The organism is Streptomyces prunicolor (assembly GCF_045162825.1).
In the GTDB taxonomy this organism is placed as follows: Bacteria; Actinomycetota; Actinomycetes; order Streptomycetales; family Streptomycetaceae; genus Streptomyces; species Streptomyces prunicolor.
The window spans coordinates 7228084-7247432 of record NZ_CP108676.1 but is presented as its reverse complement, the minus strand read 5'-3'; the positions used below and the strand labels follow the sequence as shown (position 1 = coordinate 7247432).

Genomic DNA, 19349 nt, shown 5'->3' with positions numbered 1-19349 from the left:
ATGCCGTCACCGCATCGGCCTCGGCTTCCGTCCAGAAAGTCCAGGCCGATCGGCCGAAGCCTCCCAAGGCCATGACCTTGACGGAGCGCCGGAAGCAGGTGAAGCAGTCCCGGGACGACCTGTCACCCATGAGTCGCTACAGAGACTCACCCACCAGGAAACCGGTGGGCAAGCCCCACCCCAGACCCGGCAAAAGCGCTGTCGAGCGCCGCCTCATCGCCGAGGGGAACACGACGCGCCGGCCCCTCACAGCGGCGGCAACCGCTGATCCGGCATGGGTTTCGAGCTTGGCCCTGGCATCTCCGGGGAGGCTCAGCATCGGCGGATACCTGCAGTTCTCCTCCGGCACCGGTTCGTCCTATTCAGGGCTGCTGTTGCTCATCCGGAACGAGGCGGGAACGGTCGTCTACGCCCAGGAGATCAACAAGGCCACCGATGATCCGGTGGGGAAGGGACAGCTGGACAACGGAGCCTGGTGTTACGGCTGGTGGCCGAACGAGCCCCACGCCGACGACCAATGCTTCTGGTGGGGCGGGAACACTCTGGGCGGATACCTCGAAGACGGCAAGAACTACTACGCCCACATCTACCTCAAGGGCGCGGACGGTACCTACAGCCCGAATGGCACCACCTCTCCGCTGGTCCAGGCGTTCTACACGCCTGACATCCCCGGCGCCCAGGCCGGCATCTGCTCCTGCTACGGGCAGGCCCACCGCGCGGACCCGGTCAGCACGGCCACCGGCATGTTCTTCGAGCAACTCACCGACGCCCAGACGATCGGCGTCGGCAAACAAGTGGCCCTCGACCGCACGTACCGCTCCGACTCCACGGCGACCGGACTGCTCGGCCCCGGCTGGGCGACTCCCTTCGACGCGAAGCTGACGATCGCCTCCGACAAGGTCACCTATCAGGCCGATGACGGGGCCCAGTTCGTGTTCCCGCAGGCCAGCAACGGGACGTACACCACACCCGCAGGGTCGGTCGCCAAGCTCGTCAAAGGCACCAGCACCTACACCGTCAGCACTCCCGACCACACCACGAGGACCTTCAACGTCACCGGACAGCTCACGTCGCTCGTCGACAACGCCGGCAAGGGCCTGACGTTGACGTACACCTCGGGCAAGTTGTCCTCCGTCAAGGACACGGCGGGCCGCACCACGGGCTTCACCCTGAACGCGGACGGCCAGGCCACCAAGGTGAGCCTCCCGGACTCCACCTCGGTGTCGTACGCCTACACGGACGGTCTGCTGACGGGCGTCACCGACCCGGCGGGCAAGGTCTCCTCCTACGGATACAACGCCGACAAGCGACTCACCTCCTACACCGATCCCGCCGGCGGCAAAGTCACCAACAGCTACGACTCCACCGGCCGGGTCAACTCCCAGAAGGACCCCAACGGCAAGACCACGAGCTTCATCTGGGACAGCGGCGGGGTTTCGCACACCACGGCTCCCGACGGCGGTGTGTGGAGCGACATCTACGCCGGCAACATGCTGATGGAGAGCATCGACCCGTACGGCAACACCGTCTCGTACGACTACGACCGCTATCTGCGCCCGACCGAGATCACCGACCAGCGCGGCAACACCACGTCGATGACGTACGACAGCGCCGGACGCATGCTCACCCGCAGCGCGCCGTCGTCACTCGGCTACTCCGAGAGCTGGACCTACGACAGCGCGGGCAACATCCTCAGCCACACCGACGGGCGCGGCAACAAGACGTCGTACGTCTACAACACGGCCAACCAGCTGACCTCCAGCACCGATCCGCTCGCCGGCAAGACGTCGTACACGTACACGTCGCTGGGCGCCCTGGGGACGGTGACGAGCCCGCGCGGCAAGGTGACGACGTACGGCTACGACGCGGCGGGCAACCGGACTTCGGTCACCACCCCGCTCGGCGAGAAGTCGACGTTCACCTACGATGGCGCGGGCCGCGTCCTCTCCAAGACCGACCCCCGCGGGAACGTCTCCGGCGCCGACCCGGCCGCCTACACCACGAAGTACACCTACGACGGGCGCGGTCTGCTCAGCACCGCCACCGACCCGCTGGGCCGCACCACCACCTACGGCTACAACGGCGCCGAGCAACTGACCTCCGCCAAGGACCCGGCAGGCAACACCACCGCGTACGGCTACGACGACGCCGGAAACCTCCTGCGGACCACCGACGCGGCCAGCAAGACAGTCACCCGCACCTACGACTCCGGCAGCCGCCTCCTCTCCGAGACCGACCCGCTGGGCAACAAGACGACCTACACCTACGACAAACTCGGCCGACTGCTGAGCGCGGTCTCCGCGCGTGGCAACGTCTCCGGCGCGGATCCCGCCGCCTACACGACGAGCTACTCCTACGACGAGGTGGGCAACCGCACCAAGGTCACCGGCCCCACCGGCGCGACCGTCGGCACCGAATTCGACGCCGTGAACCGGCCGACCAAGGTCACCGACCCTCTGGGCAACGTAACCGCCTACGCGTACGACGCGGTCGACAACGTCACCAAGGTCACCGACCCCCTCGGCAAGAGCGTCTCCTCGGTCTACGACAAGAACGACCGGCTGAGCACCACCACCGACCCTCTCGGCAAGACCACCACCTACGCCTACGACACCGACGGCAATCTGCTCAGCCGCACCTCCCCGCTGGGCAACAAGGAGTCCTGGACCTACGACGGCGACAGTCGCCAGGCCACCTCGGTCGATCCGCGCGGCAACGTCTCCGGTGCCGACCCGACGCAGTTCACCACCACCAACGGCTACGACACGGCCGGAAACCTCACGACCGTCACAGACCCGCTCAGCGGTGTGATCGGCACCGAGTACGACGCGGCGGGCAATGTCACCAAGCGCACCGACGCCGACAAGCGCGTGACGACGTACGGCTACGACAAGCTCGACCAACTCACCACGGTCACAGCCGCCGACGGCGGCAAGACCGCCTACGAGTACGACGCGGCAGGCAACGTCACCAAGCGCACCGACGCCAACAGCCACGCCACGTCGTACGCCTACGACGACGCTCGCCAACTGACCACGATCACCGACCCGCTCAACCGCGCGACCTCGTACGCGTACGACGCCGAGGGCAACCTCACCAAGAAGACCACCCCGGTCGGCTCCACCAGCTATCTCTTCGATGCCCGCGGGCAGCTCACCAAGGTCGACTACTCGGACAACACCCCCGACGTGTCGTACGCCTACGACCCCGCGGGGCGCATGACGACCCGCGCCAATTCCAAGATCTCCGAGGACTTCGGCTACGACGCGGCCGGCCATCTCACCAAAACCCGTAGCTTCGCCTACACCTACGACGCCGCCGGGCAGATGCTCACCCGCAAGTACTCCGACGGCAACACCATCACCTACGCCTACGACAACGACGGCCGCACCTCGTCGATGACGGCCGACGGAGTCACCACCAGCTACGCCTGGGACGCTGCGGCCAACCTGACCCGATCCACGCTGCCCAACACCGAGACCGAGGACCGCGCCTACGACCGAGCCGGCCGACTGACCGCGGTCACCTCCGCCAAGTCCGGCACCACGGTCACCAAGACCGCCCTCACCCTGTCCGCGGCCGGACTGCCCACCCACGTCGACGTCACCCGGGCCAGCGTGGGCACCGGCGGCTACGACCAGACGTACGACACCGCCGGTCGCCTGACATCCGGCTGCTACCCGCAGCCCTGGGTCACCGGCTGCGCGTCGACCCGTACCACCTCGTACACCTACGACAAGGCCGGCAACCGCCTGACCTCCACGCTCGGCGCCACCGGCACGAGCTACATCTACGACGCGGCCGACCAGCTGACGTCTACGACGAGCGGCACCACGACCACCGCGTACGGCTACGACGGCGAGGGCAACCAGACCAAAGCGGGCGCCGACACCTACACCTACGACCTGGCCGGACAGATCTCCGCCGCCACCGTCGCCGGCAGCAACTACACCTACGACCACGACCCGAGCGGCAACCAGGTCACCGCCAGCAAGGACGGAACGGTCACCACCCGCACCCAGTGGGACCCCAACGCCCCGCTGCCCATCATGGCCACCGAGTACGACAGCGCGTGGGCCATCAAACAGTCGTACCGCTACGACCCACTGGGCCAACCCGCCGCCACCGAGACCGGCGCGGGCGCGCTCTTCTACTACCACCACGACACCCAGGGCTCCCCGGTCGACGTCACCGGCAGCACCGGAACGCTCTACCAACGCTGGGCCTACGACCCGTACGGCACCCGCGTCCTGGGCACAGCCACCACCGGCGCACCCGCGAGCACCCCGTCGTACACAGGCGCCCGCTACGAGACCACCACGGGCAGCCTCGACCTCCACGCCCGCCAGTACAACACCACCACGGGCCGCTTCAACCGCTCCGACCCGGCGACCCCCGACCGCAACAGTGCCTACGTCTCCGCGTACGCCTACGCCGACAACACACCCACGGTGTACACCGACCCCAGCGGCCTGACGCCCGTACCAGGCGACAACGGCAACGGGAAGGTCGACAGCCTCGGCGAAGGTCTGAAGATCTTCGGCAACGGCTTCCTGCAGGGCCTGAAGGCGCCTTTCGAGTTCATGGGCGACGCCCAAGACGCCGTCACCGGCGAGAACGGCGGCGCCGGCGCCTTCATCGACAAGTACCTCCCCGTCCGCCCCGCCTACCGGCTCTATCGGGCCGAGTACCTGCTCCGCCAGCAAGGCTGCGACGCGCTTGCTGACCTGTACGGCGCCGCGGCGGACGAACTCGCACAGCAGCTCGCCGTCACCGGCCTCAGCGGTCTGACGGGTTGGCGCAGGGGCGCAGTCGAGCCGGGCGGAGGACGGTATTACGGGGAAGCGAACTCGACGCGGTTCGGACTGCCCTACTACACACCGGAGACCCCGTCGTCGAGGAGCCGCATCAACCCGGAGGGTGGCAGAATGAACTGCGGGTTGTGCGCAACCGCAGGCGATGACCTGATGGCCGGTCGGAATCCGAATGGTGTGTCCGGGGCAGACCGCCCGCTGACGCGTGCCGAGCTTTCGGCGATGACGGGCCTCGCGTTCCGGAAAGTCGGCGGTCTGAACGTCATCGTGAGCGACATGCTTCGCTGGGGACCCGGCGCGCGGGCGATCGTAGGAGCGTGGCCGAAGAAGGGTCTGGGCCACTATTTCAACGTCGCCAACGTCGACGGAAAAGTGGTCTTTCTCGATTTTCAGTCAGGCAAAGCGAAGCCGGCGCTCGAGAAATACCGCAACTACTACGTGATGAGGACCAACTGACATGCTCGATCCGGCTGAAGCCGAACGCAGGGCCGCGGAGTTCCTTGCGGAGGCGAGCAGGAGTTGGGGACAGTCCTCCAACGTGAGGATCATCTCCGAGTACTGCTTCACAGACGGGGGACGGCTCATCGCGCCCTACGACCATGTCGAATACCTCGATCACGGACGTGAGGACATGCAACTCGGCGGAAACTTGCCTGTGGCCGTCGACTTGAACACCGGCGGGTGCTCCTTCATCACCTGGGAGGAAGCAGAGGACATGATGGAGCGCGACCTGCTCTGACTCCGCACTGACTGGGTGAGTCCTGCTCCAGGGCAATGGAAATCGGTGTCCATGGTCCGCACACAGTCCGCAGGACACCCAGTCAGGACCGTCGCAGACCATCGCCAGCCAACCAGAAAGAGCCAGGTCAGCGACCCGCAGCAATCATCGCCGCAGGTCACCAACCCGGCCCATTACTAGGAGACCAAGAAGGCCTGACACCCAGTCGATCTGTCCCCACCGACCGGCGATCGGTGCACCATCGCAGGTCAGCGGGCGCAGGTCAGTGGGTTTGGGGAAGGGGCTCCGCCGGTTCGCCGGCGGGGCCCCTTCGTCGTTCCCGGCCCGCCGAAACCGGCCCCGTGCCATCCTGGACACCGTGAACCGCGACGACCTCGTACGGCTGCGCCAGGCCCGTGACCGCATGAACCGCGAGTACGCCGAACCGCTCGACATGGCGTCGATCGCCCGCACCGCGCTGATGTCCCCGGGCCACTTCCAGCGCAGCTTCCGCGCCGCGTACGGGGAGACGCCGTACAGCTATCTCATGACCCGGCGGATAGAGCGGGCGAAGGCCCTCCTCCGGCGCGGCGACCTGAGCGTGACCGAGGTCTGCATGGCCGTCGGCTGTACGTCTCTCGGTTCCTTCAGCTCCCGCTTCACCGAGCTGGTCGGCGAGACCCCCAGCGCCTACCGCGCCCGCTCCCACGAGGCGGGCGCGGTCATCCCGTCCTGCGTGGCCCGCACTTTCACCCGCCCGAACCGGGCGGGACCGCCGCTCCGCCCCTAGCCTGATGCCCATGGATCTCAAACTCCGCCAGTGCTTCATCGCCGTCGACGACCACGACAAGGCGCTCGCCTTCTACTGCGACGTCCTGGAGCTGGAAATCCGTAACGACGTCGGTTTCGAGGGCATGCGGTGGGTGACCGTGGGGTCGCCGTTGCAGCCGGACGTGGAGATCGTCCTGGAGCCGCCGGCCGCGAACCCGGACGCCTCCCCCGCCGACAAGCAGGCCATGGCCGAACTCCTCGCCAAGGGCACCCTGCGCGGCGTCAACTTCACCACCGCCGATCTCGACACCCTCTACGCCCGCGTCCAGGAGTCCGGCGCCGAGGTGATCCAGGAACCGACGGACCAGCCGTACGGCGTCCGCGACTGCGCGTTCCGCGACCCGGCCGGGAACATGCTGCGGTTCATGGAGCGGAGCGGGGACTGACAAGTGGGGCTGACAAGTGGGGCTGACAGGCGGGGCTGACAGGCGGGGCTGACAGGCGGGGCTTGAAAATCTCACGGGCAGGTCGCGGCCTCCCGCCTACGATCACGGCATGAGCACCCCCGCCGGCATCCGCTGGACCTACGCCTTCGTCGACCGCCCGCACGACCGCCTCGGCCCCGCCCGCGACTTCTGGACGGCCGTCACGGACACCCGGCTGTCCGAACTCCGTGGCGAGGATGGCGAGTTCGTCACCCTGCTGCCCGACGGCACCGACGCCTGCGTGAAGGTGCAGGGCGTCGAGGCCGGCCCGGGCGGCGCGCATCTCGACTTCTCCGTCGAGGACGTACCGGCGTTCGTGGACTCCGCGCTGCGACTCGGCGCGGAGACCGTCGCCGAGCACGACGGCTGGGCCGTACTCCGGTCCCCCGCCGGGGAGTTGTTCTGCGCCGTCCCCTGGCACGGCGAGTCCGTACGACCGCCCGTCGTGGCCGGTACCCGCCTCGACCAGGTCTCCCTCGACCTCGGGCCCGGCTCCTACGACGCCGAAGTCGCCTTCTGGAGCGCCCTGTTGCCCGACTGGGCCTCACTGTCGGGTGCGCTCCCCGAATTCCATGTGCTCAAGCCGCCGCCCGGCCTGCCGATCCGCATCCTGCTCCAACGCCTCGGCGAGGAACGCCCCGCCACCGCCCATCTCGACCTGGCCTGCGCGGACATCGCCGCGGCCGTCGCACGGCACGAGGAACTGGGCGCGACCGTCGTCTCCCACGGCAAGCACTGGACGGTGATGCGGGACCCGGCCGGCGGCGTCTACTGCCTCACGGGGCGCGACCCGGAGACCGGCGGGCTCCCTAGCCGCCCCTGACGCAGACGACGATCACCCGCGGGTCGTCGTACCGCGAGTCCGTCGGCCTCGGGCAGGCGCTCGCCGTGTCCTTGTTCTCCTGCCACTGCCACTGCGTCCCGCTGGGCGCCCGCGCGTCGCCGGAGTCCTGCAACCACAGCGTGAGCCCGCCCCCGACGGCCACCGCGACCGCCCACGCGACCAGGGCCCGGCGCCATAACCGGCTCAAGCCGTCCACACCTCCACGTCCACCACCGCGCCCACCGGAATCGCCCCGTACACATGCGGGAACTCCTCCCCACCCGGCTCCGGCGCCTCGTACTTCAGCGGTACGCCGAGCCGCCCCGGGTCCACGACCAGGACCACCAGCTCGTCGGGGCCGTCGTAGGAACCGTACAAAAACGCTGCCACGCGCGGGAGTTGGGCGCGGGTCGAGCAGTGGATGAAACCCTCCTCCTGGAGGGTGCGGCCACGGGTCGACCACTCATAACTCCCCCGCTCGCGGGCCGCGTCCCACAGGGCGCGCTCGGTGATGTGGAGGATGAGGGCGGGACTGGGGGCTGTGGTGGGTTCGTCTTCCGGCATGGGATCACGCTACGGCCCGAGCCGTGCCGCCCGCGCCCGCAGGTACCGCTGCTCGGGCAGGCTGAGGGTCCTGTCCGCCGCCGACTCGTAGGCGGCCCGGGCCGCGGTGAACTCGCCGGCCCGTTCCAGGAGGTGGCCGCGGACCGCGTCGGGGCGGTGGCCCTCCCCCAACTCGTCGGCCAGTAGGTCCAGTTCGGCCAGGCCCGCGTGCGGACCGTCGACCATGGCGACGGCGACGGCCCGGTTGAGGCGTTCGACGGGGCCGGGGACCAGGCGCACCAGCACCTCGTACAGGCCGAGGATCTCGTACCAGTCCGTCGCCCGCGCCGACGGCGCCTCGTCGTGTACGGCGGCGATCGCCGCGCGCAACTGGTAAGGCCCCGCGGGCCCTTGGGACAACGCCCGGGTGACGAGGGCGACGCCCTCCTCGATCGCCGCCCGGTCCCAGCGGTCGCGGTCCTGTTCGTCGAGGGGGACGAGTTCGCCGTGCGGGCCGGTGCGGGCGGCTCGGCGGGCGTCGGTGAGCAGCATCAGCGCCAGCAGCCCGGCCACCTCTCCGGACTCGGGGAGCAGTTGGTGCACGGCGCGGGTCAACCGCATTGCCTCGCACGCGAGTTCGCGCCGCGTGAGACTCGGGCCGGACGTCGCCGTATAGCCCTCGTTGAAGATCAGGTACAGCGTGTGGAGGACGGCGGGCAGCCGCTCGGCCCAGTTGTCCGGCCGTCCGAAGCGCACGCCCCGTACCTTCGCCTTCGCCCGGCTGATCCTCCCCCAGTTCTCGGCTTCGCTCGAACCGGGGGGACCCCCATCGCCATCGTCGCCTCGGGCACGAGGTACGCCCGGGCGATCTCCGCCGTCGTCAGTCCGCCGACCGCCCGCAGGGTGAGCGCGATCTGCGCGGTCGGTGTCAACTCCGGGTGGCAGCACAGGAAAAGCAGGGAGAGGGTGTCGTCCTCGCGCGGCGGCTCGGCCGTGTACGGCTCCCGGGGCTCGAGTGCCGCCGCCTTCTCCTCCCGCGCCCGCCGCGCCTCCTCGCCGCGCAACGCGTCCCTCAGCCGCCGCGAGGCGACCCGGATCAGCCAGCCGCGCGGATTCTCCGGCACACCGCGCTCCGGCCACTGCCGGGCCGCCGCGAGCAGCGCCTCCTGAACGGCGTCCTCGGCGGTGTCGAAATGGCCGTACCTGCGCACGAGCGCGCCGAGGACCTGCGGCGCGTGTCGGCGCAGCAGGTCCTCGATGCCGGTGGTGCCGGTGGTGTCCCGCATACGGCTCAGATGTCCCCGCCGCCGTCCCCGATGGGGCGGATCACCACCGCGCGGTTGACGGCGCCCTCGGGCAGGGGGCAGCGGGTGACGCGGTCGGCGATCTCCGTGACGCGCTCCAGGCTCGCGCACTCCAGGACCCAGTAGCCGGCCATCAGCTCCTTGGTCTCGCTGTACGGCCCGTCGGTGATCACGGCCTTGCCGTCCGCGCCCAGCGCCACCAGCCGGGTCCGCGCCGGCTCGGTCAGCCCCTGCGCGTCGATCAGCTCACCCGTCTCGGACAGGTCGTCGTTGATGGCTCCCATGTGGGCGAACATGGCCTGCATCTCGGCCTCGCTCCAGGCCGGGGAACCGGGGGTGGGCTTGCCCTGCATGCCGTCCTAGTCCGCCTGTGTGCCCTGCACCATGACCAGGTACTTCATGAGTCCGCTCCTTCGGCTCGTGCCACCCGTGCCGGGCGGCTGTCACAGGAGACATCGGAGCCGGGCCGGGATTCTCGACACGGGTTCAGGATTCTTTCGGGCCGGATTCGGCATCGGGCTCCCCTTTGGGCCCGGCGCCCTCGCCGACGTACGCCTCGCACTCGGGGTTCCGGCACGGGCCGGCCACCCACTTCGGTACCCATGCGCCGAGCGTCTTGTACCGCCGCACGACGGTGGCCACCGGCTGTCCGCAGTCGGGACAGGTGTGCTCTTCTCTGCCCATGCACTCAGCCTAGAACCGTGCGGGGCTCGCGCCACATCGGATACATGCGCGGGCCGTCCGGGAGATCGAGGGTGGTGTCGGTGAAGGTGTAGCCGAGGCGCTCGTACAACTTGGTACTGCGTTCACTGCTCGCCTCCAGGTACGCGGGCAGGCCCTCGCGGTCGCAGCGGTCCAGGACGTGCCGGATGAGCGCGGCGCCGAGTCCCTCGCCCTGCCGGCCCGGCGCCACGGCGATCATCCACAGATACTCGTGGGCCTGGCCGGCGGGATGCCCCTCCGCCATGAGCCGGGCGATCGTCTCGACCCGCTCGTTGTCGGGATCCACCAACTCCCGCAGCTCTACGGCCTCGTCCTCGCCGTTCTCCGGATGCGCCTCGCCCGGCACCGACAGCCACAGCGCGCACGCCGCGCCGTCCTCGGCGAGGTCGATACGGCCGTCGGCGAACACGGCGTCGGTGAAGGCGGCCATCAGCTTGTGGTGGGTCGTACGGCGGTACTCGGCGTCGGGGAAGACCCAGCCGCTCACCGGATCGTCCTGGAAGGCCTCGTCCAACAGCCGGACGACCAGCTCTCTGTCGCCCTCGCCCGCCGCCCGTATCGCCACGCCCATGTTCCGCCCCTTAGCTCTCAACAACCGTCACCTGAACGGCTGTTGAGACTAGCGGGACTTTTGGGCGAGTGAGCCGAAGGGGCGCGCCTGTGTCGAGAGCCCGAACGCGCGGAGGCCCGCAGGGCCGAGCACGATCGGGCTCTCGACACCGCCACGCGCCGGTAGGCGCATATGGAACACAGCGGCGCCCCGGAGGCGAACCGAGCCTCCAAAAAAGGTGCGCGGGCCCCGCGCACCGTGGGGATGCGCGGGACCCGTCTGTCCGGGGCCTCCGGTGGCCGTGCGGGGTCAGGACCGCGCGGTTCCGTCAGGCTCCGGAGTCATCAACTGCTGCGCCGGGTCACGAACTCGGCCAGCGCGAGCAGACCGCCCGCGTCCTGCGGGTCCGGGATCGCCCGGGCCAGCTCCTGGACGGCGCGCGCCATGTGGTCGGCCGCCTGGTCCTGCGCCCAGTCCCGCCCGCCCGCCCGCTCGACGGCGAGCGCGGTGCGCTCCAATTCCCCTTCCTCGTACGGCAGTCCGTACAGCTCTGCGAGTTCCTCGGCCGCCGGTGTGCCCGAGGTGAGGGCGGCGACCACGGGCAGGGACTTCTTGCGGACGGCGAGGTCGGCGCCGGCCGGTTTGCCGGTGCGAGCGGGGTCGCCCCATATGCCGATGACGTCGTCGATCAGCTGGAAGGCGAGCCCGGCCTGGCGGCCGAACGCGTCCAGCGCCTCGACGTCCTCGGCGGACGCCCCCGCGTACAGCGCGCCCACCGCACAGGCGCAGCCGAGCAGCGCGCCGGTCTTGGCCTCGGCCATGGCGAGCACCTCGTCGAGGGTGACCTCGCCGGGGGCGCGCTGTTCCATGGCGGTGTCCGTGTGCTGGCCCTCGCACAGTTCGATGACGCAGTCCGCGAGCCGGGCGGCGGCGGCCGGGGACGCGGGGTGCGGGTCCTCGGCGAGCAGTCGCAGGGCCAGCGCCTGGAGGGTGTCCCCGGCGAGGATCGCGTCGGCGTCACCGAACACGGTCCACGCGGTGGGCCGGTGTCTGCGGGTGGTGTCCCGGTCCATCACGTCGTCGTGCAGCAACGTGAAGTTGTGGACCAGTTCCACCGCCGCGGCGGCCCGCAGCGCGCTCGCCCGTGCCCGCTCGCCGCCGAGTGCGCCGGCGGCGGCCAGGACGAGGGCGGGGCGGATCGCCTTGCCGGCGTTGCCCGCCGCTGGTGTGCCGTCCGCGTGCTCCCACCCGAAGTGGTAGAGCGCGATCCGGCGCATCGAGCCGGGCAGCGAGTCGATCGCCGAGCGCAGCTCGGGGTCGACGGACGCCCTGGCCCCCTCCAGGATCACCGCCGCCTCGTGCCCGTCGGGCGGCGGTGTCGGTGTCCCGCCTGCGGGCTGTTTCGTCTCCGTCCCGAGCTCGGCCATGGGGTCCCCCTCGGAGAGTCCGCGGACGGTGACTTGGGGTGTACCCGCCCTTGCGGGCGGGAACACCGCGTCCAGCTGCTGAAACGTCACCTCCAGCGGCCGATCTCGACGTTCTCCAGGACGCCGAGGGCGTCGGGCACGAGGACCGCCGCCGAGTAGTAGGCCGTCACCAGGTATTTGATGATCGCCTGTTCGTTGATGCCCATGAAACGCACCGACAGGCTCGGCTCGATCTCGTCCGGGATGCCGGCCTGCTGGAGGCCGATGACACCCTGGTCGGCCTCGCCGGTACGCATGGCGATGATCGAGGTGGTCCGCCGGTCACTGACCGGGATCTTGTTGCACGGGTAGATCGGCACCCCGCGCCAGGTCGGGATGCGGTTGCCGCCGACCTCGATGGACTCCGGGACCAGTCCGCGCTTGTTCAGCTCGCGGCCGAACGCGGAGATCGCGCGCGGGTGGGCGAGCAGCATCCTGGTGCCGCGCCGCCTGCTGAGCAGTTCGTCCAGGTCGTCCGGGCTGGGGACGCCGTCGTGGGGCTGGAGCCGCTGGTCGTACTCGCAGTTGTTGAGCAGGCCGAACTCGCGGTTGTTGATGAGTTCGTGCTCCTGGCGCTCCTTCAACGCCTCGACGGTGAGCCGGAGTTGCTGCTCCGTCTGGTTCATCGGCTGGTTGTAGAGATCGGCCACGCGCGAGTGGATGCGCAGGACGGTCTGGGCGACGCTCAGTTCGTACTCGCGCGGCCGGGCGTCGTAGTCGACGAACGTGTGCGGGATGTCCGGCTCGCCGGAGTGGCCCGAGGCGAGGTCGATGGACTTCTCGCCGTACTTGTTGGTGCGCTGCTCGGGGATCGCGCGCAGTTGCGCGAGGTGGTCCCGCAGGGTCTCGGAGCGCTCCGCGACCTGCTCGACGTCGCCGCGAGCCAGGATCAGCACCGTGCAGGCCGTGTCCGCGCGGGCCGTGTACTCCCAGATGGCCTCCGGGTCGAGCAGCGCCTCGTCGCCGAAGTAGGCACCGTCGGCGAGGACCCCGAGGACCGTGTCGTCGCCGTACGGGCCCGTGCCGACCTTCTCCACCCTGCCGTGCGCCAGCAGGTACACCTCGTCGGCCTGGCCGCCGAACGACGCGATCGCCTCCCCCGGGGCGTACTCGCGCTGCCGGCAGCGGGTCGCCAGCTCCGAGAGCACCTCCTCGTCCTCGTAGTCCCGCAGCGCGGGCAGTTCGCCGAGCTCCGCGGGGATGACCTCGACGCGGTCGCCGGTCTTCACGAATGTCACCCGGCCGTCGCCCACGGAGTAACTCAGCCGTCGGTTCACCCGGTATGTGCCACCCTGCACGTTCACCCACGGCAGTGTGCGCAGCAGCCAGCGCGAGCTGATCTCCTGCATCTGCGGCGCGGACTTCGTGGTCGTGGCCAGGTTCCGCGCAGCCGCCGTACCAAGACTCTGCTGCGGCTTGTTCTGCTCCGCGCGGACCTCTTCGCCTACCGACATAGAGAAATGCCCTCCCCATTCGCCCGGCACCTGTGCGCCGGGCATCGTTCTCGCGCACCAGCCTTCCTCACGGAGCGTGCCGATGGTATTACCCGAAAGAGCGGGAATGGATCTTCAACTGCTGGGCACAGGGGCTGTTTACGTCGAATGTTGTTCGAGTTGCCGCCGGGTCGGCCGGTGTCCGGATCGACTCGCACACCGTACGAAGAAGTCGTCCGTACCGCGCTTTTTCGGTACAAGCAGCGATACGAGACGGCCTTGTACGGCGGCCGTCGCACAGCACGAAGGAGGCGTTCATGGCCTCACCCATGTCCGCGGGCGGTTTCCTGGCCGGTCTGAAGGCGGAGGGCGTCAAGGTCGTCGAGGTCGGCGACTGGGAGCACCACAACCGCAACCACAAGGGTCCGTGGGGACCCGTCCACGGCGTGATGATCCACCACACGGTCACCAAGGGCAGCGCGCAGACGGTGGCACTGTGCCGCGACGGCCGCCCGGACCTCCCCGGCCCGCTCTGCCACGGCGTCATCACCAAGGACGGCCACCTCCACCTGGTCGGCTACGGCCGCGCCAACCACGCGGGCCTCGGCGACGACGACGTCCTGCGCGCGGTGATCGCCGAGAAGGCGCTGCCGCACGACAACGAGGCCAACACCGACGGCAACCGGCACTTCTACGGCTTCGAGTGCGAGAACCTCGGCGACGGCGAGGACCCCTGGCCCGAGGCCCAGTTGGAGACGATCGAGAAGGTCTGCGCGGCGATCTGCCGCTACCACGGCTGGTCGGAGCGGTCGGTGATCGGACACCTGGAGTGGCAGCCCGGGAAGGTGGACCCGCGCGGGTTCACGATGACGTGGCTGCGGGACCGTGTCCGTGACCGGCTGAAGTGACTCCCGGGACAGCACAGGCGACACGGGCGACACCGCCGACCCGGGTGACAATGGTGCCGTGACCAGCCCCGACCCCGCCGACCTCGCCGCCCTGCGGCCCCAGCTCCCGTCGCCGGTGCAGGAGATCGCGGACGGGCGTTTCGGGCGGCACGGCATCCGGCTGCTGCTCAAGCGGGACGACCTGATCCACCCGGACCTGATCGGCAACAAGTGGCGCAAGCTCGCGCCCAACCTCGCGGCGGCGGCCGGCCGTACGGTCGTCACGTTCGGCGGCGCCTACTCCAACCACCTGCGCGCCACCGCCGCCGCGGGCCGCCTCCTGGGTCTGCCCACGGTCGGCGTGGTCCGCGGCCAGGAACTGTCCGCCCGCCCGCTCAACCCGTCCCTGGCCCGCTGCGCGGCCGACGGGATGCGCCTCCACTTCGTCGACAGGTCGACGTACCGACGCAAGTCCGAACCGGAGACGCTGGCCGGCATCCTGCGCACGGTGGACGCGGTGGACGCGTACGTCGTCCCCGAGGGAGGCAGCAACTCCCTTGCCGTGCGCGGCTGCCGGGCCCTGGGCGAGGAACTACGCGCGCGTGCCGACGTCGACGTCGATGCCGACGTCCCTGTAGATGTCGTCGCCCTCGCGTGCGGGACCGGCGGCACGCTGGCCGGACTGGCCGCCGGACTCGGCCCCGACCAGCGCGCTTTGGGGATACCGGTCCTCAAGGGCGGCTTCCTGGCCGCCGACATAGAGCGCCTCCAGGAGCGCGCCTTCGGCGGTCGGCGGGGCGACTGGTCGCTCGACGACCGCTTCCACTTCGGGGGCTACGCGCGCGTGCCGGCCGAACTCGACGCCTTCGCCGGAGACTTCGAGCAGCGGCACGGGGTGCCCGTAGAGCGTCTCTATGTCGCCAAGTTGCTGTATGGACTTGTCGCCCTTGCCGACGAAGGCGCCTTCCCGCGCGGGAGCACGGTCGCCGCGGTGATCACCGGGCGGCCGTTCCCGTAAGCCCACTTCAGGTGCCGTAGAGACCGCCGGGCACTCCAGGCGCCGTAGAGACCACAACCGCTAGGCAGCCTCCCGGTAAGCCGCCGCCTCCTCCAGGTCCAGCCTGCGCAGCAACGTGCGGAGCATCTCGTCGTCGATGTAGCGGCCGTCGCGGAGGCGGACGAACATCGAGCGTTCGGCGCTGATCATCTCGCGGGAGAGGCGGCGGTAGGTGTCGTCGACGGTCTCGCCGGTGACGGGGTTGGTGGCGCCTAGTCGCTCCCAGACGGCGTTGCGGCGGCGTTCCAGGACCTCGCGGAGGCGGTCGGCGAGCGGAGGTGGCAGGGCGTTGCGTTCGTCCTCCAGGAGGGCCTCCAGGCGTTTTTCGGCGACTCGGGAAGCCTGCGCCTGGGCGTTGGCCTCGGCGAGCGTCTCGGCCTGCTGGTCGCGGCCGGGGAATTTCAGCAGGCGGATGATCGGGGGCAGGCTCAGGCCCTGCACCACCAGCGTGCCGATGACCGTCGTGAAGGTCAGGAACAGGATGAGGTTGCGCTGCGGGAAGGGGTCGCCGCCGTGCACGGTGAGCGGGATCGAGAAGGCGATGGCCAGGGAGACCACGCCTCTCATGCCGGCCCACGCGGTGGTCATCGCCCCCTTCCAGGTGGGGCTGTCCTCGCGCTCCCTGATCCGCGCCGACAGGAAGCGGGGGATGAAGGCCGCCGGGTACACCCACACGAACCGGGTCGCGACGACGACCAGGAAGAGCGCGATCGCGTACCAGGCGGCGTCCAGGCCCCGGTACTCGCCAAGTCCCTTGAGGACCACCGGCAGTTGGAGTCCGATCAGGGCGAACACCGCGGACTCCAGGACGAAGGCGACCATCTTCCAGACGGCCTCCTCCTGGAGGCGGGTCGCGAAATCGACCTCCCACGCGCGGTGGCCCAGATAGAGCGCCACGACCACGACGGCGAGCACCCCGGAGGCGTGCACCTGCTCGGCGACCGCGTAGGCGATGAACGGGATCAGCAGCGAGAGCGTGTTCTGCAGCAGCGCCTCCTTGAGGTGCGTGCGCAGCCAGTGGATCGGCACCATCAGGAGGAGCCCGATACCGACACCGCCGACCGCCGCGAGCAGGAACTCGCCGATACCGCCGGCCCAGGTGGCGCCCTCGCCGATCGCGGCCGCGAGGGCCACCTTGTAGGCGGTGATCGCGGTGGCGTCGTTCAGCAGGGATTCGCCCTGGAGGATCGTCGTGATCCGTGACGGCAGCCCGACCCGGCGGGCCACCGCCGTCGCCGCGACCGCGTCCGGCGGCGCCACCACGGCGCCCAGCACCAGTGCGGCGGTCAGCGGCAGCCCCGGCACGATCACGTAAGCAGCCCAGCCGACGACGAACGTGGCGAAGAGCACGTAGCCGACCGACAGCAGTGCCACGGGCCGCACTTGGGCCCGCAGGTCGAGGTACGAGCTGTCGGTGGCCGAGGTGTACAGCAGCGGGGGCAGCAGCAGCGGCAGTACGACCTCCGGGTCGAGGGTGTAGTCGGGCACCCCCGGGACGTACGAGACGACCAGCCCGACCGCGACCAGCAGCAGCGGTGCCGGCACCGGGGTGCGCCGGGCCGCGGCGGCCACCACGGCGCTCCCCGCCACCAGCAACAGCAGTGGCATCACGTCCATCGTCCTCGCCCGCCCTCGTTTTTCCGCGCGGCCAACCGCACACCCGTCGTAATCTGGCAATCATGAAACAGTGCACGCACGCCGACGCGCTGCCGCTCCCTGAACCGGGGCCCCAGAGCGAGACCTGTCTGGAGTGTCTGGCGGCAGGCACCCACCCGGTGCAGCTGAGACTGTGCCTCTTCTGCGGCCATGTCGCCTGCTGCGACTCCTCGCCGCTGCGCCATGCCACAGCACATCACAAGGACTCCGGGCATCCGGTGATGCGGACGTTCGAGGTCGGGGAGAGCTGGCGCTGGTGCTTCGTCGACCACGTACTCCTGTGACCCCGTAATCCGGCCGCTTGTTTCCCGCCCGTTTCGACGGTTCGACCGTCTGACGTCTGGGTACGTCAACCCGGCGCGCGCTCTTCCCAATTGGGCCCGCAGGACCCCTAGCCACGGAGCGTATCCGTAGGTTTACTATGAGTGACAGCATGGGGTTGGGGTCCCGGGGACAGAAAAGTTCGGAGCGCGGTAGCGTCACCGCTGAACCAAGTATCGCGTTACCCCGGGGGGCGACCCCTGGGCCCCCGAAAGAGCTTGTACCACCTTGGAGGTGAGGGTGTCCCAGATCGCAGGCGAGCCCGCGACCCAGGACTTCGTGGAAGTCCGGCTGCCGGCTGCGGGTGCCTACCTGTCGGTGCTGCGTACGGCCACGGCCGGCCTCGCGGCCCGTTTGGACTTCACCCTCGACGAGATCGAGGACCTCCGCATCGCGGTGGACGAGGCCTGCGCGATCCTGCTCCAGCAGGCCGTGCCGGGCTCGGTGCTCAGCTGTGTCTTCCGCCTCGTGGACGACTCGCTCGAAGTCACCGTCTCCGCCCCGACGACGGACGGTCACGCCCCCGCGCGCGACACCTTCGCCTGGACCGTGCTCTCGGCCCTCGCGGGCAAGGTCTCATCGGCAGTCGACGAGGACAAGACCGTTTCGATCAGCCTCTACAAACAGCGCGGCGCGGGACCCGGGCCGGCGTGAGGAACGGGGACGGGCCGGTGCGGGACGAAGAGCGCGGCACACGGGAGCTGCCGGCCGAGGGCGGCTCAGGCGGATCCCGCCGCACGGCGGACGACGGCGCCCTCGTGCCACGCGGCCAGATCCCCGAGCAGGCCCGGCCGCACCCGGAGGAAGAAACCTCGGAGGCCGGTGTGATGGACGACGGTCAACGTGAGCAGGACGGTGCCGTGCGTATTGGTGGGGTCTCCCCCGTTGCCGGGGGTTCCCCCGCTCCGACTGAGTCGAGCGTGGGGGAGGAGGCGAAAGCTCGGGAAGGGGCGACAGGCCAGGCGATGAACGAGCACGAGCGGGACAACGTGGCGGGCACGCAGAGCGTGCAGGTCACACGGCACGACCCCCAGGACCGCAGCGGGGCTCGCGCACTCTTCATCGAGCTGCGCACGCTCAATGACGGCAGCGTCGAGTACGCGGAGCTGCGCAACCGGCTGGTCCGTATGCACCTGCCGCTCGTCGAGCACCTCGCGCGCCGCTTCCGCAACCGCGGTGAGCCGCTGGACGACCTGACCCAGGTCGCCACCATCGGCCTGATCAAGTCGGTCGACCGCTTCGACCCGGAGCGCGGTGTCGAGTTCTCGACGTACGCGACCCCGACGGTCGTCGGCGAGATCAAGCGGCACTTCCGTGACAAGGGCTGGGCGGTGCGCGTCCCGCGCAGGCTCCAGGAGCTGCGTCTGTCGCTGACCACGGCGACGGCGGAGCTCTCGCAGCGGCACGGCCGCTCCCCCACGGTCCACGAGCTGGCCGAGAAGCTCGGCATCTCGGAGGAGGAGGTCCTGGAGGGCCTGGAGTCGGCCAACGCCTACTCCACGCTGTCTCTGGACGTCCCCGACACGGACGACGAGTCCCCGGCGGTCGCGGACACGCTCGGCGCGTACGACGAGGCCCTGGAGGGCGTCGAGTACCGCGAGTCGCTCAAGCCGCTGCTGGAGGACCTGCCGCCCAGGGAGAAGCGGATTCTGCTGCTCCGCTTCTTCGGCAACATGACGCAGTCGCAGATCGCGCAGGAGGTCGGCATCTCGCAGATGCATGTGTCCCGGCTGCTCGCCCGGACACTGGCCCAGCTGCGGGAGAAGCTCCTCGTCGAGGAGTGATCCGCCTGCCGAAG

The 19349-nt window shown here is 69.8% G+C and carries 18 protein-coding genes and 1 pseudogene; 10 read left to right on the top strand and 9 right to left on the bottom strand.

Translation table 11 applies throughout. The features are described from left to right. Positions 1 to 71 precede the first annotated feature (71 nt). From OG588_RS33480 to OG588_RS33460, 5 genes are all read left to right on the top strand, one after another. A complete protein-coding gene (locus tag OG588_RS33480) occupies positions 72 to 5270 on the top strand; it encodes a DUF6531 domain-containing protein (RefSeq protein WP_405950497.1) in 5199 nt (1732 codons plus the stop codon). 1 nt (position 5271) lies between these two features. Beyond that, positions 5272 to 5553 carry a hypothetical protein gene (locus tag OG588_RS33475; RefSeq protein ID WP_405950496.1) on the top strand — a complete coding sequence of 94 codons (282 nt, stop codon included), beginning with the start codon at positions 5272 to 5274 and terminating at the stop codon, positions 5551 to 5553. 358 nt (positions 5554 to 5911) lie between these two features. Further along, complete coding sequence (locus OG588_RS33470; RefSeq protein WP_019058262.1) at positions 5912 to 6322, top strand: helix-turn-helix transcriptional regulator; 411 nt, start codon at positions 5912 to 5914, stop codon at positions 6320 to 6322. Positions 6323 to 6332: 10 nt separating this feature from the next. Beyond that, entirely contained in the window at positions 6333 to 6749 is a 417-nt protein-coding gene (locus OG588_RS33465; protein WP_019058263.1) for a VOC family protein, read from the top strand. 109 nt (positions 6750 to 6858) lie between these two features. Continuing rightward, positions 6859 to 7611, top strand: a complete 753-nt coding sequence (locus OG588_RS33460; RefSeq protein WP_405950495.1) for a VOC family protein — start codon at positions 6859 to 6861, stop codon at positions 7609 to 7611. Here OG588_RS33460 and OG588_RS33455 read toward each other — a convergent pair. From OG588_RS33455 to OG588_RS33420, 8 genes and pseudogenes are all read right to left on the bottom strand, one after another. Further along, a complete protein-coding gene (locus OG588_RS33455; RefSeq protein ID WP_405950494.1) occupies positions 7598 to 7828 on the bottom strand; it encodes a hypothetical protein in 231 nt (76 codons plus the stop codon). The genes OG588_RS33460 and OG588_RS33455 overlap by 14 nt on opposite strands. Continuing rightward, positions 7816 to 8175: a DUF952 domain-containing protein gene (locus tag OG588_RS33450; protein WP_405950493.1), complete on the bottom strand. Its 360-nt coding sequence runs from the start codon at positions 8173 to 8175 to the stop codon at positions 7816 to 7818. The genes OG588_RS33455 and OG588_RS33450 overlap by 13 nt, the downstream gene beginning before the upstream one ends. 9 nt (positions 8176 to 8184) lie before the next feature. Further along, positions 8185 to 9440: pseudogene (locus OG588_RS33445) on the bottom strand (RNA polymerase sigma factor). Positions 9441 to 9445: 5 nt separating this feature from the next. Next, positions 9446 to 9811 (bottom strand): YciI family protein, encoded by a 366-nt coding sequence (locus tag OG588_RS33440; RefSeq protein WP_405950492.1) that lies wholly within the window; start codon positions 9809 to 9811, stop codon positions 9446 to 9448. Between the two features lie 133 nt (positions 9812 to 9944). Continuing rightward, the gene (locus OG588_RS33435; RefSeq protein ID WP_405950491.1) at positions 9945 to 10142 is read right to left on the bottom strand and encodes a hypothetical protein; all 198 of its coding nucleotides are present in this window, start codon (positions 10140 to 10142) and stop codon (positions 9945 to 9947) included. Between the two features lie 4 nt (positions 10143 to 10146). Continuing rightward, entirely contained in the window at positions 10147 to 10752 is a 606-nt protein-coding gene (locus tag OG588_RS33430; RefSeq protein WP_405950490.1) for a GNAT family N-acetyltransferase, read from the bottom strand. 323 nt (positions 10753 to 11075) lie between these two features. Beyond that, a complete protein-coding gene (locus tag OG588_RS33425) occupies positions 11076 to 12158 on the bottom strand; it encodes a family 2 encapsulin nanocompartment cargo protein polyprenyl transferase (RefSeq protein ID WP_405950489.1) in 1083 nt (360 codons plus the stop codon). A gap of 86 nt (positions 12159 to 12244) precedes the next feature. Continuing rightward, positions 12245 to 13651, bottom strand: a complete 1407-nt coding sequence (locus OG588_RS33420) for a family 2B encapsulin nanocompartment shell protein (protein ID WP_405950488.1) — start codon at positions 13649 to 13651, stop codon at positions 12245 to 12247. Between the two features lie 296 nt (positions 13652 to 13947). Between OG588_RS33420 and OG588_RS33415 the strand changes: the two genes are divergently transcribed. Together OG588_RS33415 and OG588_RS33410 are read left to right on the top strand one after the other, a co-directional pair. Further along, entirely contained in the window at positions 13948 to 14538 is a 591-nt protein-coding gene (locus OG588_RS33415; protein ID WP_405950487.1) for an N-acetylmuramoyl-L-alanine amidase, read from the top strand. Between the two features lie 58 nt (positions 14539 to 14596). Next, entirely contained in the window at positions 14597 to 15535 is a 939-nt protein-coding gene (locus OG588_RS33410) for a 1-aminocyclopropane-1-carboxylate deaminase/D-cysteine desulfhydrase (RefSeq protein ID WP_405950486.1), read from the top strand. Positions 15536 to 15595: 60 nt separating this feature from the next. Here the strand turns inward: OG588_RS33410 and OG588_RS33405 are convergent, their stop codons facing one another. After that, positions 15596 to 17191 carry a Na+/H+ antiporter gene (locus OG588_RS33405; RefSeq protein ID WP_405950485.1) on the bottom strand — a complete coding sequence of 532 codons (1596 nt, stop codon included), beginning with the start codon at positions 17189 to 17191 and terminating at the stop codon, positions 15596 to 15598. A gap of 62 nt (positions 17192 to 17253) precedes the next feature. Between OG588_RS33405 and OG588_RS33400 the strand changes: the two genes are divergently transcribed. The 3 genes from OG588_RS33400 to OG588_RS33390 all read left to right on the top strand — a co-directional run bounded on the left by OG588_RS33400 (position 17254) and on the right by OG588_RS33390 (position 19335). After that, complete coding sequence (locus OG588_RS33400) at positions 17254 to 17514, top strand: UBP-type zinc finger domain-containing protein (protein WP_026150638.1); 261 nt, start codon at positions 17254 to 17256, stop codon at positions 17512 to 17514. Between the two features lie 277 nt (positions 17515 to 17791). Next, the gene (locus OG588_RS33395; protein ID WP_019058277.1) at positions 17792 to 18205 is read left to right on the top strand and encodes an anti-sigma regulatory factor; all 414 of its coding nucleotides are present in this window, start codon (positions 17792 to 17794) and stop codon (positions 18203 to 18205) included. Between the two features lie 17 nt (positions 18206 to 18222). Next, the gene (locus tag OG588_RS33390) at positions 18223 to 19335 is read left to right on the top strand and encodes an RNA polymerase sigma factor SigF (protein ID WP_405950484.1); all 1113 of its coding nucleotides are present in this window, start codon (positions 18223 to 18225) and stop codon (positions 19333 to 19335) included. Positions 19336 to 19349: the final 14 nt, after the last annotated feature.